This is a genomic window from Caballeronia sp. dw_19 (genome assembly GCF_018449515.1).
GTDB lineage: Bacteria > Pseudomonadota > Gammaproteobacteria > Burkholderiales > Burkholderiaceae > Caballeronia.
In genome coordinates this window covers 45506-72167 of record NZ_JAAVUQ010000032.1, presented here as the reverse complement: position 1 = coordinate 72167, position 26662 = coordinate 45506, and the positions used below count along the sequence as shown (strand labels likewise).

Annotated in this window: 23 protein-coding genes and 3 pseudogenes; 5 read left to right on the top strand and 21 right to left on the bottom strand. The window is 59.2% G+C overall.

Annotated features, from left to right (window positions below; all coding sequences use genetic code 11):
• Nucleotides 1–7 precede the first annotated feature (7 nt).
• Together HB376_RS30950 and HB376_RS30945 are read right to left on the bottom strand one after the other, a co-directional pair.
• Nucleotides 8–952 (bottom strand): ABC transporter permease, encoded by a 945-nt coding sequence (locus tag HB376_RS30950; protein ID WP_213767479.1) that lies wholly within the window; start codon nucleotides 950–952, stop codon nucleotides 8–10.
• 97 nt (nucleotides 953–1049) lie between these two features.
• Nucleotides 1050–2132, bottom strand: a complete 1083-nt coding sequence (locus HB376_RS30945) for a porin (protein ID WP_255631651.1) — start codon at nucleotides 2130–2132, stop codon at nucleotides 1050–1052.
• A 609-nt stretch (nucleotides 2133–2741) separates the two neighbouring features.
• Here HB376_RS30945 and HB376_RS30940 point away from each other — a divergent pair.
• Nucleotides 2742–2888, top strand: coding sequence for a hypothetical protein (locus tag HB376_RS30940; RefSeq protein WP_213767477.1), 147 nt, complete (start codon nucleotides 2742–2744; stop codon nucleotides 2886–2888).
• Between the two features lie 3 nt (nucleotides 2889–2891).
• On the opposite strand, the gene HB376_RS30935 is transcribed toward HB376_RS30940, so the two are convergent.
• The 6 genes and pseudogenes from HB376_RS30935 to HB376_RS30915 all read right to left on the bottom strand — a co-directional run bounded on the left by HB376_RS30935 (nucleotide 2892) and on the right by HB376_RS30915 (nucleotide 8514).
• The gene (locus HB376_RS30935) at nucleotides 2892–3143 is read right to left on the bottom strand and encodes an amidase family protein (protein WP_255631650.1); all 252 of its coding nucleotides are present in this window, start codon (nucleotides 3141–3143) and stop codon (nucleotides 2892–2894) included.
• A gap of 63 nt (nucleotides 3144–3206) precedes the next feature.
• Nucleotides 3207–4556, bottom strand: coding sequence for a solute carrier family 23 protein (locus HB376_RS30930; protein WP_213767475.1), 1350 nt, complete (start codon nucleotides 4554–4556; stop codon nucleotides 3207–3209).
• Nucleotides 4546–6234, bottom strand: a complete 1689-nt coding sequence (locus HB376_RS30925; protein WP_213767474.1) for a UbiD family decarboxylase — start codon at nucleotides 6232–6234, stop codon at nucleotides 4546–4548. The genes HB376_RS30930 and HB376_RS30925 overlap by 11 nt, the downstream gene beginning before the upstream one ends.
• A 407-nt stretch (nucleotides 6235–6641) precedes the next feature.
• Nucleotides 6642–6983, bottom strand: a pseudogene (locus HB376_RS41340) (transposase); the annotation flags it as partial.
• Nucleotides 6984–7115: 132 nt separating this feature from the next.
• A pseudogene (locus HB376_RS41335) lies at nucleotides 7116–7709 on the bottom strand (GntR family transcriptional regulator); the annotation flags it as partial.
• A 145-nt stretch (nucleotides 7710–7854) separates the two neighbouring features.
• Nucleotides 7855–8514: a DUF4286 family protein gene (locus HB376_RS30915; RefSeq protein ID WP_213767472.1), complete on the bottom strand. Its 660-nt coding sequence runs from the start codon at nucleotides 8512–8514 to the stop codon at nucleotides 7855–7857.
• Nucleotides 8515–8650: 136 nt separating this feature from the next.
• Here HB376_RS30915 and HB376_RS30910 point away from each other — a divergent pair, with 136 nt between their 5' ends.
• The 4 genes from HB376_RS30910 to HB376_RS30895 are packed head-to-tail and all read left to right on the top strand — an operon-like array spanning nucleotide 8651 to nucleotide 12325.
• Nucleotides 8651–9223, top strand: coding sequence for an amino acid synthesis family protein (locus tag HB376_RS30910; protein WP_213767471.1), 573 nt, complete (start codon nucleotides 8651–8653; stop codon nucleotides 9221–9223).
• A 28-nt stretch (nucleotides 9224–9251) separates the two neighbouring features.
• Nucleotides 9252–10451, top strand: coding sequence for an amidohydrolase family protein (locus HB376_RS30905; RefSeq protein ID WP_213767470.1), 1200 nt, complete (start codon nucleotides 9252–9254; stop codon nucleotides 10449–10451).
• Nucleotides 10452–10459: 8 nt separating this feature from the next.
• On the top strand, nucleotides 10460–11677 hold the full coding sequence (locus tag HB376_RS30900) for an NAD(P)/FAD-dependent oxidoreductase (RefSeq protein WP_255631649.1): 1218 nt from the start codon (nucleotides 10460–10462) through the stop codon (nucleotides 11675–11677).
• A gap of 57 nt (nucleotides 11678–11734) precedes the next feature.
• The gene (locus HB376_RS30895) at nucleotides 11735–12325 is read left to right on the top strand and encodes a UbiX family flavin prenyltransferase (protein ID WP_213767468.1); all 591 of its coding nucleotides are present in this window, start codon (nucleotides 11735–11737) and stop codon (nucleotides 12323–12325) included.
• A 12-nt stretch (nucleotides 12326–12337) separates the two neighbouring features.
• Here HB376_RS30895 and HB376_RS30890 read toward each other — a convergent pair whose 3' ends face one another.
• From HB376_RS30890 to HB376_RS30835, 13 genes and pseudogenes are all read right to left on the bottom strand, one after another.
• Nucleotides 12338–14041 (bottom strand): asparaginase domain-containing protein, encoded by a 1704-nt coding sequence (locus tag HB376_RS30890; protein WP_213767467.1) that lies wholly within the window; start codon nucleotides 14039–14041, stop codon nucleotides 12338–12340.
• Between the two features lie 37 nt (nucleotides 14042–14078).
• The gene (locus tag HB376_RS30885; RefSeq protein WP_213767466.1) at nucleotides 14079–15311 is read right to left on the bottom strand and encodes an MFS transporter; all 1233 of its coding nucleotides are present in this window, start codon (nucleotides 15309–15311) and stop codon (nucleotides 14079–14081) included.
• A 518-nt stretch (nucleotides 15312–15829) separates the two neighbouring features.
• On the bottom strand, nucleotides 15830–16375 hold the full coding sequence (gene citX, locus HB376_RS30880; RefSeq protein ID WP_213767465.1) for a citrate lyase holo-[acyl-carrier protein] synthase: 546 nt from the start codon (nucleotides 16373–16375) through the stop codon (nucleotides 15830–15832).
• Complete coding sequence (citF, locus tag HB376_RS30875; protein WP_213767464.1) at nucleotides 16375–17895, bottom strand: citrate lyase subunit alpha; 1521 nt, start codon at nucleotides 17893–17895, stop codon at nucleotides 16375–16377. Before citF ends, citX begins: the two co-directional genes overlap by 1 nt.
• A gap of 26 nt (nucleotides 17896–17921) precedes the next feature.
• Nucleotides 17922–18788 carry an aldolase/citrate lyase family protein gene (locus tag HB376_RS30870; RefSeq protein ID WP_213767463.1) on the bottom strand — a complete coding sequence of 289 codons (867 nt, stop codon included), beginning with the start codon at nucleotides 18786–18788 and terminating at the stop codon, nucleotides 17922–17924.
• Nucleotides 18785–19075, bottom strand: coding sequence for a citrate lyase acyl carrier protein (gene citD / locus HB376_RS30865; protein ID WP_213767462.1), 291 nt, complete (start codon nucleotides 19073–19075; stop codon nucleotides 18785–18787). Before citD ends, HB376_RS30870 begins: the two co-directional genes overlap by 4 nt.
• A 2-nt stretch (nucleotides 19076–19077) precedes the next feature.
• Nucleotides 19078–20130: a [citrate (pro-3S)-lyase] ligase gene (citC, locus tag HB376_RS30860; protein ID WP_213767461.1), complete on the bottom strand. Its 1053-nt coding sequence runs from the start codon at nucleotides 20128–20130 to the stop codon at nucleotides 19078–19080.
• A 359-nt stretch (nucleotides 20131–20489) separates the two neighbouring features.
• Nucleotides 20490–22142: an NAD-dependent malic enzyme gene (locus tag HB376_RS30855; protein WP_213767460.1), complete on the bottom strand. Its 1653-nt coding sequence runs from the start codon at nucleotides 22140–22142 to the stop codon at nucleotides 20490–20492.
• Between the two features lie 205 nt (nucleotides 22143–22347).
• Entirely contained in the window at nucleotides 22348–23244 is an 897-nt protein-coding gene (locus HB376_RS30850) for an oxaloacetate decarboxylase (RefSeq protein ID WP_213767459.1), read from the bottom strand.
• Between the two features lie 114 nt (nucleotides 23245–23358).
• Nucleotides 23359–24774 (bottom strand): MFS transporter, encoded by a 1416-nt coding sequence (locus HB376_RS30845; RefSeq protein ID WP_213767458.1) that lies wholly within the window; start codon nucleotides 24772–24774, stop codon nucleotides 23359–23361.
• Nucleotides 24775–24858: 84 nt separating this feature from the next.
• Nucleotides 24859–25158: a hypothetical protein gene (locus HB376_RS30840; protein ID WP_213767457.1), complete on the bottom strand. Its 300-nt coding sequence runs from the start codon at nucleotides 25156–25158 to the stop codon at nucleotides 24859–24861.
• Between the two features lie 2 nt (nucleotides 25159–25160).
• Nucleotides 25161–25355: pseudogene (locus HB376_RS41330) on the bottom strand (IS30 family transposase); the annotation flags it as partial.
• Nucleotides 25356–25614: 259 nt separating this feature from the next.
• Entirely contained in the window at nucleotides 25615–26106 is a 492-nt protein-coding gene (locus HB376_RS30835; protein ID WP_213767456.1) for a DUF302 domain-containing protein, read from the bottom strand.
• Nucleotides 26107–26662: the final 556 nt, after the last annotated feature.

Sequence of the window (26662 nt, the reverse complement as noted above, 5' to 3'; positions counted from 1 at the left end):
ATGCTCCTCAGATCCGCTTGATGCGCGGGTCGACGAAAGTCTGCAGGATGTCGACGACGAGATTGATCAGGACGAAGCAGAGCGCGAGGACCAGGATCGTGCCCTGCAGCAGCGGTATGTCGCGCGTGAGGATCGCCTTGCTGAGCAGGAAGCCGGTGCCCGGCCAGGTGAAGATCGTCTCGATGAGAATCGAGCCGCCGATCAGGTAGCCAAGTTGCAAGCCCATGACCGCGAGAATCTGAGGCAGGGCGTTGCGCATCGCATGATGAATCAGTGCGGGCGGGTGCAGCCCCTTGGCCCTGAGCATCTGCATATAATCCTGCCCCAACGTATCGGCGAGCGCGGAGCGGGTGTTGCGCATGACAACGCCGAGCGGCAGCAACGCCATGGTGAACATCGGCAGGATGGCGAAGCGCAGGTGGGACCAGTCCAACCAGCCGGGAGCGGAGTTCATGCCCGTAGCCGGCAACCAGCGCAGCTTCACGGCGAAGACAATGATTAGCACGATGCCGAGCCAGTAACTGGGAATGCTCACGCCGAGCGCGGAAATCGAGGTGACGACACGGTCCGCGAGCTTGCCGCGGTTCCACGCCGCGATCGTGCCTAAGAGAAGGGCCACCAGGAACGCGATAATCACGGCGCCGACCGAAATCCTCGCGGTGTTGAGTAGCGCTCGGGAGACCTCCTCGAGCACGGGGCGGTTGGTCTGCAACGACATCCCCAGGTCGCCGTGCAGTACGCGCCACAGCCACTTAAGAAACTGCACGGGCACCGGTTGGTCGAAGCCGTAGAGCTGTCGGATCATCGCGATGTCGGCTGCGCTCGCATCGGGTGGAATCAGCGACGATGCCGGATCGCCCGGTGCAAGGTAGACGAGGCCAAAGCAGACGAGCGATACGCCGAGCGCGATCGGAATGGTGTAAAGCACACGCTTGGCGGCATAGATCCACATGAGCGGAGTCCTCCTTCAGGCTCGAACCGGTGACGACCAACATGGCTATGGCAGGCAAAGCCGCCCGTGCTTCACATTCGCTCTTCGGGGGCATGAATCAAAAAGCGTGGACGATGCCGACGACCGTGGCGACCTGATTGTCCCCGGGCTTGACCGCAATGCCGGGGCCTTGGCCGCTGTTCGTAGTGAAGCCCGCTTCGCTGCCGTTCCTGATGACCGACACGCCCGCATACACGCCCGTGCGTTTCGAGATCCGGTAGTCATATCGCAAGCCGTACGACGTCGAATTGCCTTCGGAATTGCCTTGCAGCTTGTATTGCCCGAAGCTGAGCATCACCGTTCCGTTCATGACATTGGGAACTTGCGCCGAGACTTCGTAATAGAAGTTGTTCGGGTCGGCGAACGTCGTTGTGTTGAGCGTCTTTACCGATCCCGCGCCGCGGTGGAGCACGAAAAGGCCATCCACCTTCACTACGCCGAAGTCGTAGGAGACACCGAACAAGTCGTGATTGCCGGTTTCAGTGGGTGCGCCGGCGGTAATGGTCGGCGCCGTGGTATAGACCTGGCTTAGATAATCGGCCTCGAACGCGAAGGTCCCGTTGGTGTAGTACATGCCGGCCGATACCGTGTTGCCGAGGGTACTCGGTTGCGAAGGATCGCCGTTGGCGCCGAAACCGTACATCGCCGAGAGCGTCAGGCCGGAGAGGTTCGGCGAGACGTAGATGACGGAGTTGGGAATCTTGGTGGTCGGGAAGAAGTCATAGTTGTTGGCAGCGTGCCCCCAGTCCCAGTGACCAAGATCGCCAGCTAAGAAGCGCAGCAGGCCCCACATTTCGGGTGTGTTGTTCAGGCCGACCTGAACGCGCCCATACGGTCCCGCCATGCCGACCCACGCCTCCCGGCCGAAGAATTTTCCAGCCTGCGCGCTCGTGCCGTTGGCCACATTGATGCCGCTCTCGAGCCGGAAGATCACCTTGGTGCCCCAGCCGATATCCTCGGCACCCTGGATACCCCAGTTCGATGGGAATGCGTTGCTGCTGTCCACGCGTGTCGTGCTTTGGCCGCCGGAGCGCGCGTACTGGACCGAGGAATCGAGTACGCCATACAGCGTGACGCTGGACTGTGCATGAGCCGCATACGGCAACGTGAACAGGCAAAGCGCATACCAACATTTTTTCAAATAGTTTTTCATCGCTGGAATTTAAAATTGACGATTAGTAGATGACCGACACACCAAACCCCGAACAAAATCCACGCGTGCGACATGCGCACAGTGCCCTTGCGCCGATACGCACTCATCCAGCCGAGCGCGTGAGCCCGGCAACGCCGTTGGTTCCAGACAATCAAGATAGAAGCGGTTACGTCTTTGTCGATAGAGTCATAAAAATAAAATTAGTGGTCCATATAAATGCAGGCGGACCTGGAATTTAATAGCACCGGCATTCCGGACAACCCGTTATTCGATCAAAGACCGGCAGTTCTTCAAGGAAAGGTTCGAATTGCCCTTCGCTTACGAACCTCCAAATTCAATCATCCGTTAGTCATCCAGGTTGATACGTGTGCAGATAACGGGCGGCGATGATCGACCCCGGGTAACCTTCACTCGGACGTCCGTGATGTCTACCGTTGTTTCAATATATGATCGTCACACAATCGCGGCAAGTATACAAAAATAATTCGTTGATCAGCCCACGCAAGAGGGCATCGCTTTCCGTTTCAATATCATTTCATAAAGAGAGGCGATGTCGTTTCCGTTGCACACGACTAGCCTCGCGCGTGGCGATTCAGAATGAGCAGTCCGCTCAGACCATCCGTCTCGGGCGAGTCGATCGATGCAAGAGTGTCGGACATGAAGTGGATCGGCGAAGGGGAGGCTGGCGTCAAAGCGGCGGCCTCATGTCCTTCCATGGCGTGGCATGTTCATAAGCGTCGCTAATGCTCAGCAATTCGCGCTCGCACCGAAGGGCGCGGCGAGTTGAAATGAGAGCGGCAGGCCGCTCTCGCTCATGCCGCTCATTGCCGGGTCGCCCGACAGGTTGAATGGCACGCGCGCCTGCATCGATTGGCTGACGGCAACGAGCGCCTCGTCGTCGATCGGGCAGGGCAGGTGCAGCGAGTTACCGCATACCAGGAAGTCGTAGCGCTCGAACAGGCGCGCCAGATTGCGGTTCAACAGTTGCCTGCAGCGCATCGCGTCGAGATGGTCGGCGGCCGATCGGGATTATGCTGAAGGGCGGCGCGCGGCCACCGGCACTCAGACGCGCCGCGTGCTCAGCCCGGCCGTGACCTGCTTCCGATTGCACAGCAACGGATAGAGAAACACGATTGCCGTTCCGCCCAGGATGACCGGCTGGGATATCACCGTTTGCAGCAGGATAGGCAATCGATGGAGGACCTCCAGCGGCACGAAAAGCCCGCCCAGCCCGAGGAACAATGAAAGGCCGACCACCATGCATTTCCTGTCGTCGAAATCGCGTGCGAAGATCAGGCGCGCTCCATGAGCGAAGACCACGCCGAACAGCACCGTTGAAATAGCGGAAATGATGGGGCCCGGAATCATCGCGAACAGCAAATCGACCTTTGCAAAGCATCCCAGGATCACGAGCAGAATGCCGGTTGCGAGCGTGACGTAGCGGGATCCCACCTTGGTGCTTTGCAGGAGCGAGAGATTGGTTGCGTAGAAGACCGTGCTGAAGCTTCCGAACACGCTGGCGAGGGTGGCCGCGAGAGCCATGGCGAACACGCCCTGCGATACCCGCCCCACAGAAAGGGGCTGCCTGATCCAGGTACTGATCAGTTCATACATGGCGATGGACTGAACGCCAGTGGGAATGAGTGTCATCAGGAAAATGACGACGAAGACCGGCCGCACGCCGAAGCCAAAAGCGAAAGGCCGCGGCACGGTGAAGAAGGGTGATGAACCGGCGTGGAAGGCTGCCGGTTGGACCGTGAAAAATATCACGCTGCCGATCAGAAGCGATATCAGCACCGCGCCACGGCGAAGCACCACGTTACGCCGCGTCATCAGGGTCATCAGCACGACGACCGCAATCGCTCCCGCGACGATGTTGAGAACCGGGAAGCCGGGAGAGGTCGGTTCGCCAAGCCAATGCGGCACAGTGGCGTTGGCGAGCTGCACCATCGCGAGGACAATGATGACGCCGGAAACCACGGGGTCCAGGAAATACTTCGACAACGCTCCGATCAGGCTGACGCCTCGCACCGGAACGGAAAACACACACCAGATCAGGGAAGCGACAAAGAACGAGCCGAAGGCGGTGCCGAGATCGCTGCCGGGGAGATGCCCGAGGACGATCAACGCGGAAAATGTGGGCGCCCAGGGTCCTTGCACCACCGGCAATCTCAGGAATACGACGGACTGGAAAATCGTCGCGATGCCGCAGATCATGAAGCATATGCCGTAGAGATAGGCGATCTGCGTGCTCTCCATATGAAAGGTTCTTCCCAGTATCCCGGGAAAGATCATCATGGTCGCCATGACGGAGATGTTCTGAATCGACAGAAAGAAGCTCTCCATCAAGGAGACCTTGTCGTTCACACCGACGTCGAACTCGAACTCGGCAGCGGCAGGGTTATTTTCCACCGGCACCGCCGTCCACAGGCTGATTCATGGCGACGTCGCTGCGCCGCTGACGCACGAGCTCATCGGCTAAAGCGAAGTAATTGCTCCGGGTGGCCATGCGGGCTTGCTGGTCCAGATGCTCCGGCCACGCGCCCAGATCGTAGCCGTGCCACGGAAACTCCGGCTTGAGCGCCGGGAGGCCGAGCCTCTCCCAGATCAGCCTGGCATTTTCCATGAACTCCCGTTTGGGAAGCGCCACCGGCGCGAAGTCCTCTTTCAACAGCGCGTTGATCAGGACGGACGCGCTTTCTCCATTGTCGTGCGGTCCGCGCGGGCCATGACCCGGATCCTTGCGATCAAGTATCTTCATATCGCGTTGCGGCTGGCAACGATACGACATCGCCCAGAACAAGGCGTCCGCGTTGGTCGGGTCGATGTCTTCATCGATTGCGATGACCCATTTCCCGGCGAAACGGTGCAAGGTGGCCGCGCCATACAATGCGCGCCACACTTCGGTCTCCGGCACATTGCGTTCGAACTGGACCGCGATCACTGCGTAGAGGCTGGTCAAGGGTTCGTGCATGGAGACGCGCTTCACGCCCTTGATGCCAAGCGCCGCCTTGAGGTGGTTGAGGAATACGGGTTCCATGGCCACGCGGCGGATCACGCTGGACTCGCTCGGGGTCACCTGGCTGATGAACGACGTGAGGATCGGCGCGCGGCGCCGCGTCACCGCCGTGACATCCATGAAGGCGTTGTACTCCTGCAGATTCACATACCCGTGCGATTCGCCGAACGGCGCTTCCGGTTCGAGGGACTCGGTGCTGATGAAGCCTTCGATCACGATCTCCGCTTCCGCCGGTATCAGGAGGTCGACCGTCTTTGCCCGAACGACATTGATGGCGTCACCCACGAGGCCGCCCGCCACCGACAACTCGTCGAGCCCCTCGGGAAGCTTTTGCACGGCGGTGTATGAAACGGCCGGCGGGCATCCTACCACCACCGCGCACGGCATCGGTTCCCCGCGGGCCTTGTATTTCAGCCAATGCGCATAGATCCCGGCCCGCAACTCCACGGACGGATTCATGCCGAGGCGGCGCGGTGCTTTCAATTGGCCGCGGTAATTGCCGAGGTTTTGAACGCCCGTGTCCGGATCCTTGGTGATGTAGTGACCCGCCGACAGATAGGGCGCGTTATCCCATCCCGGTGTCGAGATCGGCACCGGTAAGCCATCGAGGGCCATTCCCGGTTCATCGAGTTCAGCGCCGATCGTCACGATCTCCTGGCACGGTGCTTCCTGCACCAGTCTCGGTTCGATGGGGGCCGCTATGGCCTTGATCCACGACTCGCCGATCTTGTCGAGCGGCTTGCCGAAGCCGATGCGATACACCTCCGGCGTCGCGGCCAGGCCGGCAACGAGCACGGCGCCGTGATACTTGCGTCCCTTGCTGTCCACCGGCTGGGTAAACAAAAACGCCTTGCGATCCTTTTCCTCGATACCGCCACGATATTGCCAACGGACCAGAGGATGCATTTCCGTGTCCTTGTTGATCGGTTCGTCGACGACGACGAGCAGTCCCTGTCGTGCGAGTTCGAGAACGTGTTCGTGGAGGTCCGGATAGCTCCGGCTCGCGCCATCTTTATCCAGGGCGTAGGGAGCAAGCGCCTCATGAAGCTGGTCGCTGACGGTATCGGTCATTTCAATTTTTCTGAGAGTGGAGAGCGATGATGCATCATTTTGAAATGAGTCAGGAGAGCACCATTTCAAGAGTCATATTTTCGTCAACCGGTGGATTGCCGAACCCTTGATGTGACTATAGGATCGTAAGACAATCGCAGCAAGTGAACAAAATAAATCACTACTGGAAGGCTCCTCTCGCCATTCTGCATATCGATATGCGAAGAGTATGGATTTCAAAATGAAAGTATCGAGCAACCGGCGGAGCGAAGCGGAGGCGCGGCGCAAACCACGCCCTCGGCGGGCGAAGGCGCAGGAAGCGCCGGGGCCGATGATGCGTGGGCTCAGGAAGAGCGGGGACGGCGCGCGTTGCGCGTCGATGGTGCCGCGTCGCGGGTAGCCGGAAGAACGGGACGCAGCTTTCCCGCGGCAGTGACGGCCCGGCTTGCCGCGGAGTCGGACACGCGTGAGAAGTCGATCTGGTCCGCGCCGGGCTGCTTCGACATCAAGACCCGGTGAATCCGCTCCCAGATGCCCGACTGCTGCCAGTCGCGCAGGCGCCGCCAGCAACTCACGCCCGAGCCGAAGCCCATCTCGACGGGGAGCTCGTTCCACTGAATGCCGTTTTGCAGCACGAACAGGATGCCGCTCAGCGCCTCGCGGTCGCCAACCGGCTTGCGTCCCGGGTGCAGGAAGCGCCGGAGCTTGGCGGGCGGTAGTTGTGCTTCGATCGACGCCCACACGGCATCGCCTATGACCGGTTTCGCCATCGCGTCGATCAACGACTCCTGCCGACCGGCGCGGGCCGTGCCGGCGCTTTCGATTGCGGGCTTCCCGTTCTTTTTGAAATAGTTGGCGGGATGAGTCTGCGCAGCGTCGCGCGCGGCCAGCACGTGTGCTTCGGCCGCGGCGCGGGCGGCGACGGCGTCGCGCTTCTTGACGGCCGTGCAGATCTTGCGCATCTCCATCACGCTGAACTTCGCCCGCCCCGGATTGGCCATCGATTTCGCGCGCAGCACGTTGATGCGGGCGACCAGGGATTCCAGTATTTCACGGATGATCTGGTTGCCGCAGCCCGCCAGGATGATGTCGTAGAACTCGCTGGTGAAGGTCACGCGCTCGACCGCCGATTCGTTCTTCACCGCGTCGTGGAAGCTGCGCAGCGCATGTTCCAGTGCGTCGATCTGTTCCGGCGTCGCCAGTTTGGCGAACAGCGCCGCCGCCTCGCCTTCGAGCAGCTTGCGCACGTGATAGATCTGGTCGGCGTCCGCCGGTGAGATGATCGCCACCGACGGGCCGCGGTTCGGCACATTGGTCACCAGGCGCTCGGCCTCGAGCTTGCGCAAAGCTTCGCGCACGGTGGTGCGGCTGACGCCCATCTGCTCGCATAAGGACGATTCGACCAGGCGCTCGCCCGGCGCGAATTGCCCCTGCATGATCGCTTCGCGCAATTTGACCGTCGTCTGCCATAGGACCGTTTGCGGAGTGACTTTCATGTTGACGGCCATGAGATCCTTTTGATTGTCTTTCGATACTCGCCAAGTGTAACGGTAGCGTATCGTAAGCCGGTGCCACCGTCAGCCTGTGCTTGTTCTCATTGCCTTGCACCGCGTGCTTGTGCTTCCGGAACGCTTGCCCGCGTCAAGCCGTGGGATGAAAGCGCTCCCCGGTCTTGCCGAATACCGCGTACTGGCCTTTGAACCAGGGCTCGGCCGCGAGTTTCGCGCGCCACGGCGAGGCACGCGCTTCATCGCGCTCAGGCGACTTCAGTGCGTCGGCCGACGCCAGATAGTGCAGCGCGAGGTGACTGAAATGGCCGGGCTCGCCGTCGACGATTTCAAAACGACGCACCATCAGCCAGCCGGCGCATTTCATGAGGGTGGGAATGTGATCGTCCTCGTACCAACGGTTGAATTCGTCGGCGCGCTCGGCCGGTACGTCGAAGAACACGGCATAGAGGATCGGCGCGTCGATTCCCGGGCTGCCCGGTTTCTCCCAACTGCCCATTTCCTCGCCGATATAGCGCGTGAAGCCGCTCACATCGCGCAGCATGCGTTTCGTGCGGTCGCTTGGCGCGCCTTTGATCAGGCGATATTCGGGCGTCGAGAGCGTGGTGGACGAGGCGAGTTCATACACCGCAAGGTAGGCCGGGCTTTCCGTGTTGCGGTAGCGCTGCGCGCCGTTGAAGCCAGGTGCGCCCATGCGCACGGGAATGTGCTCGGTGTCGTACCACTCGTTGAAATCGGTTTCCCATTCGGTTTGCGGTGTCATTTCAGAAAAGAGAACGGCTTTTTTTGACATTGTTGACTCCTATGCGCGGACAGGTTGAAATGCTCAAGGGTATTGACGTTATTGTACGACAATCGTAGAGTTCGGCAAAGATTCGTTGTACCCCTCGACAAAATGAGCCGGTGTCGTCCGGCCGCCTGGAGCAAGCATGAATTTGCAAATTAGAGCGTTTCACACCTTTATCGAACACCAGATGCCTCAGTCCGCCAGCGAGGAACCGTTGCGCAAGGTAGCGGTGGTGGCGCTTGTGAAGAATCCGTATGCGGGAAGCTACGTGGAGGATCTGTCGGAGATGATCCAGGCGAGCGGTGTGCTGGGCGAACAACTGGCCAAGCTCGCCACCGATGCGATGGCGCCTTATCAGGTGCAAAGCTATGGCAAGGGTGGCGTCGTCGGTACGGCGGGCGAACAGGAGCACGCCAACGCGCTCTTGACCACGGTGTTCGCGGAGCCTTTGCGCACCGCGCTCGGCGGTGGCAAGGCGTGGATCTCGTCGTTCACCAAGCGCGCGGCAACCGGCGCGCGCATCGACGTGCCGCTCGCACACAAGGATGCGCTCTATGTGCGCTCCCACTACGACGGCATGACGGTAACCATTCCAGATGGCCCCTTGCCGGACGAAGTGGCCGTGATCTTCTGCGTGGCGAACCGCGGGCGCCTCGACGCCCGGGTGGGAGGACTGAAAGCTGAGGAGATCGCGGGCGAGGACGGGCTTGTCTGATATTCCGGAATACTAACTTGGAGCGCGTATGAAAACTGCAATTGTCAACCTGAAGACCATCGTCACCGGTGAATGGCGCGAGCCGTTCGCGAAGGGCGACGGCATCCTGATGAACGATGGCAAGATCGTAACGGTGGGCACGCTGTCGGATGACGCGCTGAAGGACTGCGACGTGGTCATCGATGCGGACGGCGCCACCGCGATTCCCGGCCTGATCGATTCGCAGGTGCACAACACGTTCGGCGACTACACGCCGCGCCAGAAGACCGTGGGCTTTCTGGAAAGCTACGTGCATGGCGGCACGACTACCGCGATCAGTGCGTCGGAAGTGCATGTGCCGGGACGCCCGACCGATCCTCAAGGCGTGAAGGCGCTCGCGGTGGCTGCGCAGCGCTGCTTCGCGCATTATCGTCCGGGCGGCATGCGGGTCTTCGCCGGTTCGATCATCCTGGAGCCGGGGCTTGTGGAGGACGATCTGCGCGATGTCGCCGCGCAAGGCGTGTGGCTCGCCAAGGCCGGCTTCGGTGCGGTCAAGACGCCGTTCGACTACGCCCCCATGATCGGCTGGGCCAGGAAGCACGGCATGATCACCACCGTGCACACGGGCGGGTCGTCCATTCCGGGATCGTCGGGCATCTGGGCCGATCACTTGCTCGCCATGCAGCCGCACGTGTCGTTCCACATCAACGGCGGTCCCGTCGCCATGCCGGACCGCGACTTCGAGCGGATCCTCAACGACAGCCAGATCGCCATGCAGGTCTGCACCGCGGGCAACCTGCGCACCTTGCTGATGATCGCGGAGATGTCAGTCGCGGCCGATCAGTTCGACCGCTTCCTGATCGCGACGGATACGCCCACGGGCAGCGGCATCATGCCCCTGGGCATGATGTACACCATCACTCATCTCGCGAGCCTGGGCAAGAAGATGTCGCCGGAGATGGCCATCTGCGCCGCGACCGGCAACAACGCCCGCACCTACGGCATCAATTCGGGCTTCCTGCGCGAAGGCTGCGACGCCGACGTGGTCATCCTGGATTCGTGCGTGGGCGGCACGCAGCACACCGCGCTCGATGCCCTCGCGCATGGCGACATTGCCGCCGTGGCGGCCGTGGTGACGGATGGCGTACCGCGCTTCGTCGGCCGCAGTCGCAATACGCCGGCGTCGGAGAAGAACGTGCGCGTCGCGGTTTCCCGCCTGTATCAAGATTTCGCCACACCCAAGCACTGAGGAGCAGGATGACACGGCAGCAAAGAATTATCGTCGTCGGCGGCGGCCCGGTTGGCATTGTGACCGCGCTTGCCTGCGCGCAGCGCGGCTTCGCGGTGACGCTGCTCGAGGCGGAGAAAGAGGTGGATTGCAGCCCGCGCGCCGCCACCACGCATCCGTCCACCCTGGAGATGATCGCGAGTCTCGGCATCATCGACGAGTTCATCGCCTCGGGGCTGGTGGCCCGTTACTTCGACTTCTGGGATCAGGCCGCGCATGAGCTGGTGGCGCGTTTCGACCACGATGTATTGCGCGAGCGCACGGCCTTTCCGTTCGTCGTGCAAACCGAGCAGCACAAGCTGGTCAATATCGGCCTGCGGCACCTGAAGCAGTGCGCCGATGTCGACGTGCGGTTCGGCGCCGCCGTGACCGAACTCACGCAGGACGCGAGCGGCGTGACCGTGACTGTCGAAAGCGACGGCCGCACGGAGCGCGTCTCCGGCGCTTTCCTCGTGGGCGCGGACGGCGGACGCAGCACGGTGCGCAAGAAGCTCGACATCGAATTCGAAGGCTACACATGGCCCGAACGGTTCCTCGTGCTGACCACGTCGTTCGATTTCGAAAAGGCGATAGGGTGCTCGTACCGGAGCTATCTGGCCGACCCGGTCGAATGGGGCAACCTGTTCAAGATCGCGGGCGACGACATGAAGGGCCGCTGGCGCGCGGTATTTCCGGCGCCGGTCGACGTTGCCGATGAAGCGGTCATGAGCGACGAGGAAGCGCAGCGGCGGCTCAACCGGATTCTGGACCTGGGCGGTGAGACTTACCCGCTCCTGCATCGCAACCTGTACCGCGTGCATCAGCGGGTGGCGAAGTCGTTCCGGGTCAATCGGGTGTTCCTCGCGGGCGACGCCAGCCACGTCAACAACCCGATCGGGGGCCTGGGCCTGAACTGCGGGATCCATGATGCGCTGGAACTCGCCGATACCTTCGCGCTATGTCCTGACGGCAATGCCGAGGCGCCGGTTCTCGACCGCTATGAAAGACGCCGCAGAACCCTGAACATCGAGTTCGTGCAGCAGCAGACCGTGGCGAACAAGAAGCGCCTGGAAGAAAAGGATCCGGCGGAGCGGCAGCGTCATCTCGCCGATCTTGCCGCCACCGCGGCCGACCCGGCGCGGCATACCGCGTTCCTCATGCGTACGTCGCTGCTGCAAAGCGTGATCCAGTCCAAGGCCATCGACTGAGCGATTTGCTTCATCGCTCATGGTGCCGCATGAGAACAACAGAGGCAGGAGAGCGAGATGAATGACCGGTCCGGATCGCGGCGCCGTATCGTGGTGGGGATCAGCGGCGCGTCCGGAGCGATCTATGGCGTGCGCCTTCTGCAGATGTTGCGAAGGGCGGAAGTGGAATCGCACCTGGTCATGAGCCGTTCGGCGCAAGTGACCCTCTCGCACGAGACGTCATTGCGAATGACCGACCTGCAGGCGCTTGCGGACATGTCGTATCCCAATGCGGATATCGGCGCCGCGATCTCGAGCGGATCGTTTCGTGTGGACGGCATGATCGTGGCGCCGTGCTCGATCAAGACGCTCTCCGAGATCGCCACGGGCTGTACCGGCTCGCTGATATCGCGCGCGGCCGATGTCATGCTCAAGGAACGCAGGCGCCTCGTGCTCATGGTGCGCGAGACGCCGCTGCACGCGGGTCATATCCGCAGCATGGCGGCCGTCACCGACGCCGGGGCGATCGTCTATCCACCGGTACCCGCGTTCTACGCCAAGCCCGCGACGCTCGAGGAGATGGTCGACCATACGCTCGGCCGCGTGCTGGATCTCTTCGACATCGATGCGCGGGCCGTGCGGCGCTGGGACGGCCGCTCGGGCATGTAGAAGGCTGCTCCCTCAGTGAGAATCGAACACGGCCTGGTACTGCTCCAGCGCGGCGGTGGTGGCGGCCTTCTCGGCGTCGGTCGGGTTGGCGGGGTCCGTCGCGATCGGCAACGCGCCGAACTTCATCAGGCAAGCCATCAAGGCAAGACGGGCCTTGATGGCGGTCAGGTTCGAACCGGCAAGGGTGAACGGGAAACGATCGGCGAAGCCTTCCGGCGCGCCACGTCCCACGCGGACTGTGGGTATGCCGCTGAATGCGGCCTTGACCACCAGCCTGTCGCGCAATGAGGAGGGCAGGCGCCCATAGGGCACGAGTCCCTCGGCAACAAAGCCGGTCAGGCGCCCGAGGCTGAGCTTGTATTCGATCAGCGCGATGAGGTCCTCCGCGTCGTCCGATACCGAATCGTATTCCTCGTCCAGATAGCTTCCGTCCTTGATGATGGATACCGACGGGATCGCCTCTTCGGTCAGCTTGCCGTCGCGGTCTTTCACCGTGATGTCGACAAGCTCCAGCGTGCCGTTCGTCCTCCGCACGGCACGGTTCGAGGACGGAAGCTTGCTGATGTTCACATCGGACAGATAGGTATGCTTATAGGCTGGCAGATACATCAGCGCGGTCTGTCCCGTGTGGCTCGTCTGGCCGAGGATGCCTCCGTGGCCGCCCGTTGCCCGATAGCCGCCTGGGCGCGCGTCGACCTTTGTCACCTCACGGGCCGCGAAGTACTGCTGTTCCTGCACCACGACGGTCCCGCAACGGTTCCTGCCCGCGGCGTCCTTCCAGATACCCGACTGGACGAAGGCGATGGAATCCACGATGTTCTGCGGACCATCGGCGCTCATCTGGCCGTGCGGGCGCTGCGCGGCATTGCCGCAGATAGGCAGCGTCGTATCGATCAGCAGGTTGAACCAGTAGACGGTTTCCTCGAGTTGCGGACTGCCCTGGGTCCAGATGAGCCCGTCATACTTGCCGCTGCCTGCGATGGCTTGCGCATCGTTCGTGATCTTGGCGAGCGATGGCCGGCGCGGTGCGCTTGCCAGGTGATAGGGCCGGTAGCCGTTGAAATGCCGGCCGCGTTTTTCCGGCGCGATGTCGCCGCTGCCGACGTCCGTGCGCAAGGCAGCCGGCAGCCCCGTTTTGAAGCCTCCGGGTGGCATCACTCGATAGAAGTCCACCTCGGCCCGCGATGAAATGGCACTGGCGGTGCCGGCGCCTTCGATCGACAGCCGGTCGATTTCCTCGAAGCTGCGCGAGCCGTCCGGGAAAAAGCCCTGGCGCGCCTTCTCCTCCGCGCCGCCCGGTACCGCCATCTCCTCTTCCCACGCGCTGCCATCGGCTTGCAGCGCCATGTAGGGCAGCGGATAGAGACCGTCCTCGGGGGAAAGCTCTATTTCATACACGGCTTTGTCGCTGTCGTCGCGCCGCTCCTTGCTGAACGCGCCGTCCGTGCCAAGGTAGCCGTCCGGCGAGCCATAGAGTTCAGCGGCGTCCGCCTCGAGCGGATGCGCCGAGAACTGCTCCACGTAGACCCTGACCGGGGCCGCGAGCCGTTGTGCACGCAGCGCATCGAACTTCATCGGCCTGCCGTCGGCATCGGCACGGGCGGGCAGGCCGTGCCGCGCCCGCGCCTTGTTGGAGGTAACGAGCGGCGGTGTGTTCTGGATGGTGGCGGTCGGGCCGCTCAGGTGCGCAATGCGAACCTTGCTTCGTCCTGTCATATGTTCGTTTCCCGATGTGTCACGGCGCTATGGCCGGTCAATACCGCCTCGCAAGCGGCAGGATCACCAATGAACCCAGCACGCTGGCGAACACGATCACGAGCAGCCCCGTCTGGAAGCTTCCGGTACGCCCGACAATCCAGCCGATCAACGCGGGCGCGCACGCACCCGTCAGATTGCTGATGCCGTTCAGCACGCCGATGCCGGTGGCGATCACGGGCGCCGGGATGATGTCCATGGCCAGTGCGTATTGCGCGGGCAACCCGATGCCCCAACAACCGGCGCTCAGGGCGATGACGATTGCCGCGAGGTGAGGATCGGCGATGATGGTGCCCACGTAAAGCAGACAACCCGCGCCGAAGAGACCGATGGCGCACAGCAGCGCGCGCTTGCCCAGACGATCGGAAATGAAGCCCGAAGCGACTTCGCCGATGAACATCAGGATGAACGGCAGCGACGAATAGATGCCCATGTCGTGCAAATTGAAATGGCGCGAGCGTTCCAGATAGGTCGGCAGCCAGCTGTTCAAGCCCCAGAGATACATCAGCAGACCGCATCCATATAGGGTGACGAGCCAGAAGCGATAGTTCCCCAGGAACAGGCTCAAGTCCACTTTCTGCTTGGGCGCGGCCACCGTTTCGATCGGCATGGCCTCCTTGCGGTCCCTGGTAACCGCGAAGATCAGCGGAGACATGAAGAAGAAGCTGAGCGCGCCGAACACGAAGAAGAGCGCGCGCCAGCCATAGCTGTGCACGAGCCACAGGGAGAGGGGAAATCCAATGGCCGAGCCTATCGGGCTCCCCACCATCCACACCGAATTGGCGCGGCCGCGTTCGCCTTCCGGAAACCAGCGGTGGACGACCTTCGAGATCAACGAGAACTGCGGACCTTCCGTGATGCCCAGTGCAATGCGCAGGAACATCATGGCGGCATAAGAACTCGATGCGCCCATCGCCGCCATGAACACGCCCCACAGCGCGGCGATGGCAGCGAGGGTGCGGCTCTGGCCGAAGATGTCGCCGACCACGCTGAGCGCGAGGGACGAGAAACCGTAGGCAAGCAGAAAGCCGGACATCAGAAAACCGAGCTTCGCGGGATTGAAGCCCGTGCCGATGCTCGTATAGAAATCGGCGTTGGTAAACAGGACGGCCACGCTGATGCGATCGAAAAACCCCACCACGACCGCACCGAAGAGCACGATCACGACGGCCCACCGCCAGCGCACGGTAACTCTGGCCCGAGTGGCCAGGGTCTCAACGATATTCGACATTTACCACTTCCTTTTTGGGCGACGGGACCGGGCGTGCCCGGTCGTGTGGGCGGATTCATTTCATGAATATATGATCGTCACACAATCTGAACAAGTAAACAAAAAAATTCCACGCCTTATGCCCTGAAAAAGCGGACTGCCTGAACGATCTGGCTTAAATTCATTTCAAAAAGAAATGAAAACGACCACCGAAATAGTTTTCCGGTGATCGCGCGGGCATCTCGCCCCGACGCTGATCTTCTCGGCTCTCATTGTGGTTACTGTGGCGCTCCGCGGTTGAAGCTTCCGGTTCTGTCGCGACAGAACCTTGGCAGACGGAGCACTGGCGTTTCTTCTCTAACGAGTGTCTTCGGATCGGACGTGTATTGGATGAGTCGATGCCTATCGTGTGCGAGACGTTCGACATACTTCATGTTGGTATGTAATACGGTTCGCATACCAAATCGTAATAAATTTGTGAAATGGTGCGATATTTTCGCAGACCTTTCTTATCAAGTGAACAGTATTGGGACCAAGCGCTATGAGCGCGAGTCATACTTGGTCACCATAGCCTCTATTAAAGCCAATAACTCATACGTCGGATGCCGCTGTGATCGTCCGCAATCGCGTGCCGGTCGATCGCACACCAGGCACCGTCGCGGCGAATATCCAAAGGCTTTGCGTGATAGACCGCCTTCCAGGACTCCGATCACGTCCAAATCCCACAGTCTGCCTATCGAGTGATGGTCCTCCAGTTCAATCAGTACTGACTTCAGGGTTTTCGGATCCGCATCAACGACATACAGTGCTTCCGGACCCGTGCCGGCCCACAAGGTTTCGCGCGATTGGACAAGCCACCTCCTGGCATCAAACAAAGCGTCTAACGTCTCGAGCGCAACCTCCATTGCACGTCGCGCCAACCGGCCTCCCTTTACGGGGCCGGGCATGACGATGGTAACGGACACAACAGACATCCCGAATTTAGCAAGGGCGGCGGCCTGCCTGGCGACGCGATGTTCTCGTGCAGCCAGGATTTTCTCGAGGCTGACCATGCTCTCTATCGCGTCGCATTTAATCGGGTCCATCAGCTCTTAACTTTGCGAACAACATCGATCACGCTGCCGTCGCGATACCGGATTACGCCGACGATACGGTCCTCAAACTCAAGAGGCTCCGGTTCGCCAGTCAGGGCTATTGCCCTTTTTTGCAGTTCCTGAATGGTTACAACGGGCAAGCCAGCATCGCGCAGACGTTTTTCCACTTCTGGACGCTTTGGGTTGACGGCGATACCGTGATCAGTCACCAGCACACCGACGGACTCGCCGGGGGTGACTAGCGTCGTGACGTTTCGGACAACTGAAGGAATACGTCCGCGCACCAATGGAACTACGATGATTGTCAAATTGGCTCCTGCCGCGACGTCGCAATGTCCGCCAGATGCGCCACGCATAAGACCGTCTGAGCCGGTAATGACATTGACGTTGAAATCGATGTCAATCTCAAGCGCGGCAAGTATCACGACGTCTACCCGATCGACGTATGCGGCTTTCGAAGCCGAATTTGCATATTCGTTCGCCGTAATTTCGATATGGTTTGTATCCGTACGCAGTGATTCCGCAGCGTCGCTGTCGAAGGACTGTACATCGACGATCGTTGCTATCAGATTTTTCTTGTGGAGGTCCACCATCCCACTCGTGATCCCACCCAATGCGAAACTGGCGGTGATTCCCTTGCGCGACATGCGGTCTTCCAGGAAGCGCGTTGCTGCAATCGACGCTCCGCCCGTGCCCGTTTGCAGCGAGAAGTCCTGGTTGAAGTAGCCCGAATGCTCGATCACGTCGACCGCAAGGCCGGCGATCAAGAGGTCCCTGGGATCCTTCGTGTCGCGTGTCGCGCCCGAGCTGATAAGGGAGGGGTCCCCGACCTGAGCCAACGTTACAACGAAGTCGACCCGGTCTTGCGAGATACTTGCCGGATGGCTTGGGAACGCCTGGATTTCCTCGGTCAGCAGGACCACTTTTCGGGCGTACTGTGCGTCGATCATCGCATAACCAAGCGACCCGCAAATAAGTTTTCCATGGGAACCGCTTGCGTTGCCGAACTCATCGCAACAAGACACTCCAAGGAAAGCGACATCGATGGCGAGCTCGCCCGTTTGAAGCAGATTCACCCGTCCACCGTGCGAATGTATCTGCACCGGATGCGGCAGCAATCCATTCGAGATTGCTTCGCCCAGCTTGCCACGCAAGCCGGATGTGTAGATCCGGGTGATTACCCCGGTCTTGATGTGTTCGATAAGTGGGTCGTGGCAACTTAGCAGCGAGCTGGCCGCAAGGGTCATGTCTTTGAACCCGAGCTTTGCCAGGGCGTCGACGACAGTATTGATCACCTTATCGCCTTCGCGAAACGCATGATGGAACGATATTGTCATTCCATTTTTGAGTTCCGACTTACTGATCGCCTCCTCTAGGGATGCGCAAATCTTTCGATGAAGTTTTAGCTCGGCCGTCGCCAGAAAATGAGTTTGTGCGTTAGCACCGGCGAACACCCGGAGTCGACCCAGATCGGGCTCCTGTTTCTTTAGGACTTCAAGAGCATCAGTCATAGTCTAACCTTCCGGGTCAAATGGGTCTAAGCCGCTTCGGCACGCTTTATTATCATTTCCGCATTCAGGATCACGGGCCGATCAACCATTTTTCCGTCCAGCGAGATCACCCCCAACCCAGCTCGCTTGGCATCTTCCGACGCCGCCACGATACGTTTCGCGTAATCCAGCTCTTTTGCCGATGGCGCGTAGGCTTTGTGTAAAAGCGAGACTTGTCTCGGATGTATCAATGACTTGCCGTTGAAGCCAAGGTTCTTCGCAATCGACACCTCACGCAAAAATCCCTGGTCGTCCTCCACGTCGCCGTATGCTACGTCGAAGGCGTCGATGTGGGCCGCTCGCGCCGCGTTGAGCACGGCTGCCCGCGCATAGAACAGCTCGGGCTCCAATCCATCGCTGCGTTGCGTTCCCATATCGACGAGATAGTCAAAACCAGCGATGGCGATCCCTATCATGCGCGGCGAAGCCACCGCAATGGCGACAGCATTGACAACGCCCGAGGCCGATTCGATGGCAGCCATGAGTTTGGTTTCACCGAGTGGGCGGCCGCACTCTTTTTCGATACGTGCCACCTCCGATTCGAGTTTATGGATGTCGTCAGCGGTTTCCGTTTTGGGCAGACGCACCACATCTGCGCCGCCCCGAACTGCAACTTCCAGATCCTTTAGGCCATATTCCGTGTTGAGCTCGTTGATCCGGACGACGGTCTCAATGTCCTGCCAAGATGGATGGCGTAGGGCCTGAAACACCATGAGCCGAGCTGAATCCTTTTCACGTGGTGAGACCGCATCTTCCAGGTCGAACATGACTGAGTCAGGTTTATACACAAACGCGGTGCTCACCCCGCCGGCGTTGTCACCAGGAACAAAGAGCATGCTTCGACGCAATTTCATAATAGTTTTTCCCAATTCAACTCGTCACAGGCGGCACCACGCAACACGGCAGCTTGAACGCGCGCCTTGATCACACAATCCAGGGCACCTTTGTCTTCAATCACAATTGAACCTTCGCCAACCGAGAGTTGACTCAGCGTCTCAATGACAACCCGTCTGATCTGCTTGCCAAACTGCTTGATGACCGTGCTTCGAATGACGATATCGAGCGTGTCATTTGGCGCGACTTTTACCAGCAGATCGCTGGACTCTAATGTTCCGGCTAATGCTTCTTTAATAACTTTCATTCTCACGGACCTCCTACTGGGCGGCCGTCGCGGTTTCCGGTCATACCAGACGCGAGGAAGGTAAGCGTTGAAGGAGGAACGAGCTGGGCTAACGTTGCAAAATCGTGTTGCAACAGCAGCTTTCTCACCGCAGATGCAGAGACTGGTCTGCCATCAACACACTTGCGTGGGACGACCACTGTCTCGACCGGTCCTGCCTGGGAATCTGCCCGTCGGAGCCAGAATTCCATGGCTGTGTTGTACTTGCTTGTTGCCGCATCCAGCGGCTCGGTGCCGACGTAACGACGAGTGACCCCAAGAGCTGGAGCAATATAATTGCGGAACACCAGAAGATCTATCCCAGCCCAACTACTATCGATGACCGCCTTCTCCTTAAGAAAATAGCCGGGGAATGTCGCGCGGGAGATAATATAGTCGGAACCTTGGTGTATCGTAAGTTTTCCCAGTTCTTTGAGACCCTGCCGCACTAGGGCGAGCCTATCCAAGTACGAGAATTGCGAGGCGTTTTCTTTCACCACGAAAACATGGAGCCAATCGCATTGGGCATTCGCAACCTCAACCAAATAAGCATGGCCTAGTGTGAACGGGTTGGCATTCAACACTATGCAGCCAATATTAGTACCAGGTTTTCTTTCGGCACCAAGTAGGTCGCAGTACTTCCTGATAGCAACTGGACTGTTTTCCATCAGGACGATCTGGTCAGGCACTTCAGCGAGCGGGTAAAACCCCCAGCCGCGAAACAAGTTGACCTTGGCCGGCTGGCAGCACAAAAAGAGATGCGTATGACCATTGTCCGCGGCCAGTCTGGTAAGCGCGGTAGCCAATGTGAGACTCAACGAAATACCTTGGTAATCCGAGGCAACGGCGACGTCTTTAATCAAATTTTTATCGAGGCCGCCACATGCAATGATGTCGCCACCCCGGCGGCATACCACGAAGCTGCTCACTTGACGATCAAGCTCAAGATTATTGGCGTTTAATAGAGCCTTGATTCCTTCCATCTCCGTGGAAGAACCGCTCGCGTCAACCGTAAACAACTCGATTTCGTTGCGCATGGTACGGCCCTCTCTTCTAAGTAAGCCTTAGTGAAGGTGCCGGCGACTGGTTGTGTTTAGAGTTAGGGCGAACGGGTGAGCCACCATCGTGAGACGTTGGCTCATGAAGAGTCTCATTCCTTTGCGCTAGACTTTCAACCGCTGCAGGCATCCGGCAGAACGCTCTGCAACGCACCATTGCCAACGAATTCGATGGGAACGTTAGCGTCCGTCTCCAAGTCATCTGGCGGCACGTCGTGGTCGACGAAGAATCGGACCGTCGCGGCACTGTGGTTCCTCTACAGCGTGACACTCTGCCGCCCTGATCTGCTTGAGCGGATCCCGGCTGCATGACGAGCGATCCTCGTCGCCGATCGACATCAGCCAAGCGATGGGTAATTCGGCACATAAGCCTTCTCCGCGATGAACGACTCGACGTCGCTGGGTCGTTCCACGCCTGCCAATCCGCGGTCAAAGACGTGGCTGGCGATAGCAGTTGCAACTTTGAGCGAGACCTTCAGAATATCGCCCTGCGGCGGGTAGATCAGTCCGACGTCCAGATTGGCTTGCGTCACCTGTTCCGCAAGCGCTTTCGCCGCGACGATGAACATCTCGTCAGTAACGCGCATGGCCTGTGTCGCGTAGATGGCCATGCCCATGGCCGGAAAGATATAGACGTTGTTCCCTTGTCCCGGGACGAAGGTTTTATCACCGACGTGGACGGGGCCGAACGCGCTGCCACTAGCGAACACCGCCCGCCCTTCCGACCATTTGTACGCCTCCTCCGCAGTGCACTCCGAACGCGAGGTTGGGTTCGAATACGGGAAGATAATCGGTCGCCCGTTGATTCTTGCCATCCCTTCTATTACGGTTTGGTTGAAAGCCTTTGCTACGGTCGAGACGCCAATGATCACTGTTGGCTTGAGCGTCTCAATCGCTACAGTAAACTCGTCGATTGCATCGTGCTCGTGAGCGAACGGTTGCTGAAAGTCGGCAAGGTCCTGCCGTTTCGACTGGATTAGGCCCTTGATATCGAACAGCCAGCAGCACTGGCCCGCGGCCTCCTTCTCCACCCCGTCCATCACCATTGCCTGAACGAGCAGCCCGGCGATCCCCGTAGCGGCGGTGCCGGCGCCCAGGAACAGAAAGCGCTGCTCGGAGAGCGATCCACCGACGATCTTCAGCGCTGCAATCAACCCTCCGAGTGCTACGGACGCTGTCCCCTGGATATCATCGTTGAAGCAGCAGATCCGTTCGCGGTAACGGGCAAGGATGGGGGACGCGTGGGCGAAGCCAAAGTCCTCGAACTGAATGCACGCGCGCGGGTAAACTGTCGCGACTGCGTTCACGAAGGCCTCGATGAATTCGTCATAGGCCTGGCCCGTGATGCGTGGCGCGCGCAGGCCGAGATAGAGCGGATCGGCTATCAGGCCCTCGTTATTGGTGCCAACGTCGAGTGTTATCGGCAGGGTGAGGTTTGGCGGCACACCGGCACAGGCGGTGTAGAGTGAGAGCTTGCCGATTGGGATCCCCATCCCGCCGACGCCGAGGTCGCCTAAGCCGAGGATGCGCTCGCCGTCGGTCACGACGATGAAGCGCACGTCTTTCTCTGGCCAGTTGCGCAGGATCTCGACGAGGTGGTCCTTCCGGTTGATAGCGAGATACAGGCCGCGCGGCTGACGGAGGATACGGTCGAATTTCTGGCAGGCTTCGCCGACGGTTGGCGTATAGACGAGTGGCATGAACCGTGCGGGGTCCGACATCAGGGTCCGATAGTAAAGCGTCTCGTTGCTATCGTGTAGTGACGACAGGAATATGTAGCGCTCCAGATCATTCGGTTTGATGTCTATCTGCTCGAGCACCCGCTGCAGTTGCAACTCCTCGGTCTCGACCTGCTCCGGCAGAAAGCCAAGCAAGCCGTAGCGTTCGCGTTCGGCCTGAGAGAACGCCGTCGATCGATTCAGTCGCGGATCGTGGAACAGTGCTATCCCGCCTATGGCATCTTCAGACGTGGGCTCGGATCGGTTTGGCATGATGGTTTACTCAGCTTCGTATCTGGATACAGATGCAATCGAAAACCGTGTCGCCTGTGTCACGGCGGCGGATGGATTACCCTCCAGTTGCACGGGCAGGAGCGGGTAATTGCTACAAGTCGGTCGCCCGTGTAAGGTCGAAACCGGCCACGAGAATGAAACCACGTGCAAGAATTCCGCTCGTGCACGACGATCGGTGCGCAACTCAGTCAGTGTCCGCAGTCCGGTCGCCTTCAACCCCGGCGTAGTACTTCACTTCATTGCCGCGAATCGCAGGCAAACCGACCAATGCATTGAACTCTTCAAACTCGATCATGCGGTTTGCGAATCCAGCGGTGGTGCCTGTCCGAAGCAGTTCGCTGAGGATGTCTGTTGCGGTGCGCGCATAAGCATATGTCACCGCGTTCGGGTAGATAGCGATTGCAAATCCCATCTCCTGAAGCTCGCTGGCTGCGATGATTGGCGTGGCCCCGCCTGGGATCATGTTCGCCAGCATCGGAGCCTTAATCTCCTTCGTGAGTCGGCGCATCTGCTCGATTGTCCGCGGCGCTTCGACGAAAGCGTAGTCGGCGCCGGCCTCGATGTATCGATGCATGCGTTCTATTGCATCTTCTATGCCGTGCACGCCGAGCGCATCAGTCCGCGCCATGATCATGAGATCTTCGTCCACCCTCGTGTCAACCGCAGCCTTGATCTTCGCGACGAACTCGTTGGTTGGAATCACGTTCTTGCCCGACATATGACCGCATCGCTTGGGGGAGACCTGATCCTCAAAAAAGATCGACGCTATCCCGGCTTTCTCGAACTGCTTCATCGATCGGATCACGTTGGTAATGTTGCCGTGACCTGTATCGCCGTCGCACAGAACGGGAAGGTCGGTTGCATCCGCAATACGCCAAGCGCAGTCCACCATCTCCGTCAAGGTCAGGAGTTCGACATCCGGGGCCGCGATCAATGCTGCGGAATTCGCATAACCCATGGCACCGATTGCCTTGAACCCGACCCGTTGTGCGATCTTTGCAGACAGCGGATCATGCGCCACGGGGCAAAGCAGGATCTCTGGAGCCAGCAGGTACTGCTTGAATTCGGTCGTTCGCTTCATGGTTAGATATCCTTCTCATTAGGCGTCGTGCACACCACAAAAAGAAATGCTGCTCCGAGCCGCGGCGGATCGCATTGATCCATATCAATCGCTGAGAGACCAGGGCTCCGGCCCTCAGTGTGAGATCTGCTCCAGCGTGAGGCCCCGCGTCAAGGGACCGAACACGCCGATCGAAATCATGACCATCACCATACTGAAGGCAATAAACAGAAAGACTGCAGTGACACCAAAGCTCTGCAGAAAGAAACCGATCATTAGCCCAGATAACGCCCCTGATAGTCTGCTCCATGAGTAGACGAACCCCACTGCCCGCGATCTAATCTGGGTTGGGAACAGTTCCGACTGGTAACCGTGGTAGGCGAATGACATCCAATTGTTAGACAGGGTCACTAATACCCCGAATGCAATCAGCAAGATGGCGGTACTCTGCTGAGAGAACAACAGCCCAAAGATGCCGACAAGACTGGCGGCTGTGACAATCTCCCACTTCCTCTCCATCCGATCGGCGATGAGCGTGCCCACCAGTGGGCTCAAGGGGTTCGCCACCGCGATGATAAAAGAGTACTCAAGGCTCGTGGTGATGTGAATGCCCTTGGCGATCAGCAAAGTTGGCACCCAGGAAGCAAAACCGTAGAAACCGATCGTTTGAAAGAAGTTGAACACCGACAGCATGATGGTTCGGCGCCGATAGGGCGTCCGCCAGATTGCGCCTATGTCATCGCTCGTGGCGGCCGCTTCGACAGCAACGGGACCGGGAGCAGGTAGATCGCGTCCCAACTCAGCCGCGACCGCTGCTTCTATTTTGGCGGTTATCAATTCAGCCTCTGCCTCTCGTCCTCTGCGTGCCAGCCAGCGAGGAGATTCGGGCAATCGCCGTTGGATCAACCACACGATTACGGCCCCTGTCGAACCCACTAGAACAACCCATCGCCAGCCATCAAATCCAAATGGTCTGCGAGGGACGAGTTGCCACGCCAGCAGTGCTACGATGGGCACGGCACAAAATTGGACGAACTGATTGACTGCGATCGCACGTCCGCGTTCGGCGGCTGGTATGAGTTCGGAGATATAGGTGTCGATCGTCACGGACTCCACGCCGAGAGCCACCCCAACGAAAAAGCTCAACAGGTCGGCGCCGAAGCCGGTCGCCTGAAAAGCCAGGATGAATGCCGCAATCGAATACGTGACCATCGACCACACGAACACGGATCGTCTACCGAATCGATCTGCAGCCGAACCAAATACAATAGTGCCTACGAAGAGGCCAAAGAAGGTGGCGAAGACGAATGTACCGGCACCGGAGATACCCAGATGCGAGAGAACGCCAAATATGCCGAGGGATTGGGGAGTGAACAGCCCCGAAGCCGCCATCCCAGGGACTGCATAGGCTGCAAGGAATTGGTTATAGAATTCGAACATACCGCCAAACGACAGCAGCAGAACCAATTTCCAGACATATCGCGATGGCGGCAATCGGTCTAGCCGCGCTGAAATCTCCGCCGTCTTGGCCGGCGACCACATAGGTTTCATTTCAATTCCCAGCAGGTTGCAATCATCCGGTTGATCGGCTGAAGCACGGGCGGAACTGCAAATCCACGCGTATAGCGGTTACGATCATGCTGTCGCGGAAATCTTCACATCATGACTCAGATCAATGTTCGGTGAGCTTTCGGTAGTGGCGCCTTCTTGTGCGAGCTTTTGCTGGCTCTTTTTAAAACGGAATGGGTAACGGGGCTTAGCGGGCGCGTTCATTGAAGCGTGAGAAGTCGAGTTTTCCAGCGATGAGAAACAGGACAGGGCGGTTTCAAGGGTGAAGTGCGACAGGGGGTAATGTTTAGAGCCTGGAGATTGGCTTGCTGAAGCAAGGGTTGCAGCAAGACCTCGAATGGCGAATGGAACGCGTGAGCGGCGCACGACCGGCTGTCCAAGCTGTCGGCGATAGCGTCGAGTTCGCCTTGACTGTAGACCGATACGTCCATGCCTTTAGGCAAATACTGGTACAGGAACCCGTTGGTGTTTGCGCAGGTACCGCGTTGCCGGGGACTGTGCGGGTCACAGAAGTACACCTTCACGCCGGTCGCGGCGGCAAGCTCTTGATGGCTCGACATTTGTTCGTCGGATGATCTTCCAGCATCCCAAATGGTTATCCAAGTCACCGATCCGTTGGAGGGCATGCAGGACAAGCGGTGCGGTCAAGATTCGGACGCCGACGTACGATAGCGTCGCTGGACAATCGATCAATCTAAGCACTTGCTGTGATGTGATTGTCCGCGGCTCAACCGCTCGAAGCGCGGTTTGTGTCCATCTTTATGCAGTGGGACTTTTTTCAGATCGCAAGCGTACAAACCAGCCCGAATCTTGACGGTACTCCTAGCTGGCGGCACCGAGCAGGGCAGCCCTTAGCTCATCGTCGAGATCGCGCCCGATTTCCGTGATCTGCTCGTCCCCGAACTGGCCAAAGAACGATGATGGCCTGTCGTATTCAAAGACTCCGCGTCCCTGTTCGTCCTCGTAGAGGGCGACGCGCAACGGTGCGTAGAGTGCCGCAGCGAGTTGGTGACGGGTCATTTTGGAAGCAGTCAGAGGATTGCCGATCTCGTATTGAAGCGCCTTGCGGGCCGCGCCGGCAATCTGCAACAGCGCGCCGTGATCGCGCACGAGGAAGATCGAGAGCTTCGGACCGCGGTCTCCATAGTCTTGGGCGCGCGCCTGATCGCCTTCGTTCAACGCCGCCATGATGGCTCGGTCGAGTTGCGGAACGGTCTCCTCAAGTTTTCGGCGGACCTCATCGAACGGCCGCGCTGAGCGGATTTGTATGTGGTCAATCGAGATCATATGCGACGAAATAATCGGTTCGGACATGGTGGCCTCCAGAGGCGTTGTTGCATGAGTTACCGGCTGCATCTGCTGGGAAGTCTGTCAAAGATGATCTGCTATAACTCGATCAAGGGAGCGTTGCTCTTTTTGACGCGCATCCGTATCAATTCCCTATCCTAACTATTCAGCACGAAGCGCCCCCGCATGGCCGCCAAAATCCTGCCGCTGACGGCTCCCTGTTCCCGCGCCTTGGCTATGCAATTCTCTCAGAAATGGCTCCAGGTGGTGCGCGACGATTGGGAGGTACTTGACTAAGCGCCCCATACGGGCGGGGCTATGGCCAGCCACCTCCGCGCTGAAATTTCCGAGCGGGCATCCCTTTGCGTATCGCGGCACGGTACCCAAACATCAACCCGAATTCACGCGGTAGAAAACACTCCAAGTAAGGTCGCAAGCCAGAGCGAATAGTGTACTTTTTCGACCCCGCAGGGAATCATCGCTAGAAGTGATCGTACTCGGAAATCATTAGTCTGCCGGAATACAGTTGTGAAACCGGGTGTCGCAAGATGCCTTTGTAGAGGCTTGAGCCGGGTGGATCGAA

Excerpts from the sequence above, each read along its gene's own strand:
- HB376_RS30950 (WP_213767479.1), bottom strand. The coding sequence starts at position 952 with ATGTGGATCTATGCCGCCAAGCGTGTGCTTTACACCATTCCGATCGCG.
- HB376_RS30940 (WP_213767477.1), top strand. The coding sequence starts at position 2,742 with ATGAGCAGTCCGCTCAGACCATCCGTCTCGGGCGAGTCGATCGATGCA.
- HB376_RS30935 (WP_255631650.1), bottom strand. The coding sequence starts at position 3,143 with ATGCGCTGCAGGCAACTGTTGAACCGCAATCTGGCGCGCCTGTTCGAG.
- HB376_RS30925 (WP_213767474.1), bottom strand. The coding sequence starts at position 6,234 with ATGACCGATACCGTCAGCGACCAGCTTCATGAGGCGCTTGCTCCCTAC.
- HB376_RS30915 (WP_213767472.1), bottom strand. The coding sequence starts at position 8,514 with ATGTCAAAAAAAGCCGTTCTCTTTTCTGAAATGACACCGCAAACCGAA.
- HB376_RS30910 (WP_213767471.1), top strand. The coding sequence starts at position 8,651 with ATGAATTTGCAAATTAGAGCGTTTCACACCTTTATCGAACACCAGATG.
- HB376_RS30905 (WP_213767470.1), top strand. The coding sequence starts at position 9,252 with ATGAAAACTGCAATTGTCAACCTGAAGACCATCGTCACCGGTGAATGG.
- HB376_RS30900 (WP_255631649.1), top strand. The coding sequence starts at position 10,460 with ATGACACGGCAGCAAAGAATTATCGTCGTCGGCGGCGGCCCGGTTGGC.
- HB376_RS30895 (WP_213767468.1), top strand. The coding sequence starts at position 11,735 with ATGAATGACCGGTCCGGATCGCGGCGCCGTATCGTGGTGGGGATCAGC.
- HB376_RS30890 (WP_213767467.1), bottom strand. The coding sequence starts at position 14,041 with ATGACAGGACGAAGCAAGGTTCGCATTGCGCACCTGAGCGGCCCGACC.
- HB376_RS30885 (WP_213767466.1), bottom strand. The coding sequence starts at position 15,311 with ATGTCGAATATCGTTGAGACCCTGGCCACTCGGGCCAGAGTTACCGTG.
- citX (WP_213767465.1), bottom strand. The coding sequence starts at position 16,375 with ATGGACCCGATTAAATGCGACGCGATAGAGAGCATGGTCAGCCTCGAG.
- citF (WP_213767464.1), bottom strand. The coding sequence starts at position 17,895 with ATGACTGATGCTCTTGAAGTCCTAAAGAAACAGGAGCCCGATCTGGGT.
- HB376_RS30870 (WP_213767463.1), bottom strand. The coding sequence starts at position 18,788 with ATGAAATTGCGTCGAAGCATGCTCTTTGTTCCTGGTGACAACGCCGGC.
- citD (WP_213767462.1), bottom strand. The coding sequence starts at position 19,075 with ATGAAAGTTATTAAAGAAGCATTAGCCGGAACATTAGAGTCCAGCGAT.
- citC (WP_213767461.1), bottom strand. The coding sequence starts at position 20,130 with ATGCGCAACGAAATCGAGTTGTTTACGGTTGACGCGAGCGGTTCTTCC.
- HB376_RS30855 (WP_213767460.1), bottom strand. The coding sequence starts at position 22,142 with ATGCCAAACCGATCCGAGCCCACGTCTGAAGATGCCATAGGCGGGATA.
- HB376_RS30850 (WP_213767459.1), bottom strand. The coding sequence starts at position 23,244 with ATGAAGCGAACGACCGAATTCAAGCAGTACCTGCTGGCTCCAGAGATC.
- HB376_RS30845 (WP_213767458.1), bottom strand. The coding sequence starts at position 24,774 with ATGAAACCTATGTGGTCGCCGGCCAAGACGGCGGAGATTTCAGCGCGG.
- HB376_RS30835 (WP_213767456.1), bottom strand. The coding sequence starts at position 26,106 with ATGTCCGAACCGATTATTTCGTCGCATATGATCTCGATTGACCACATA.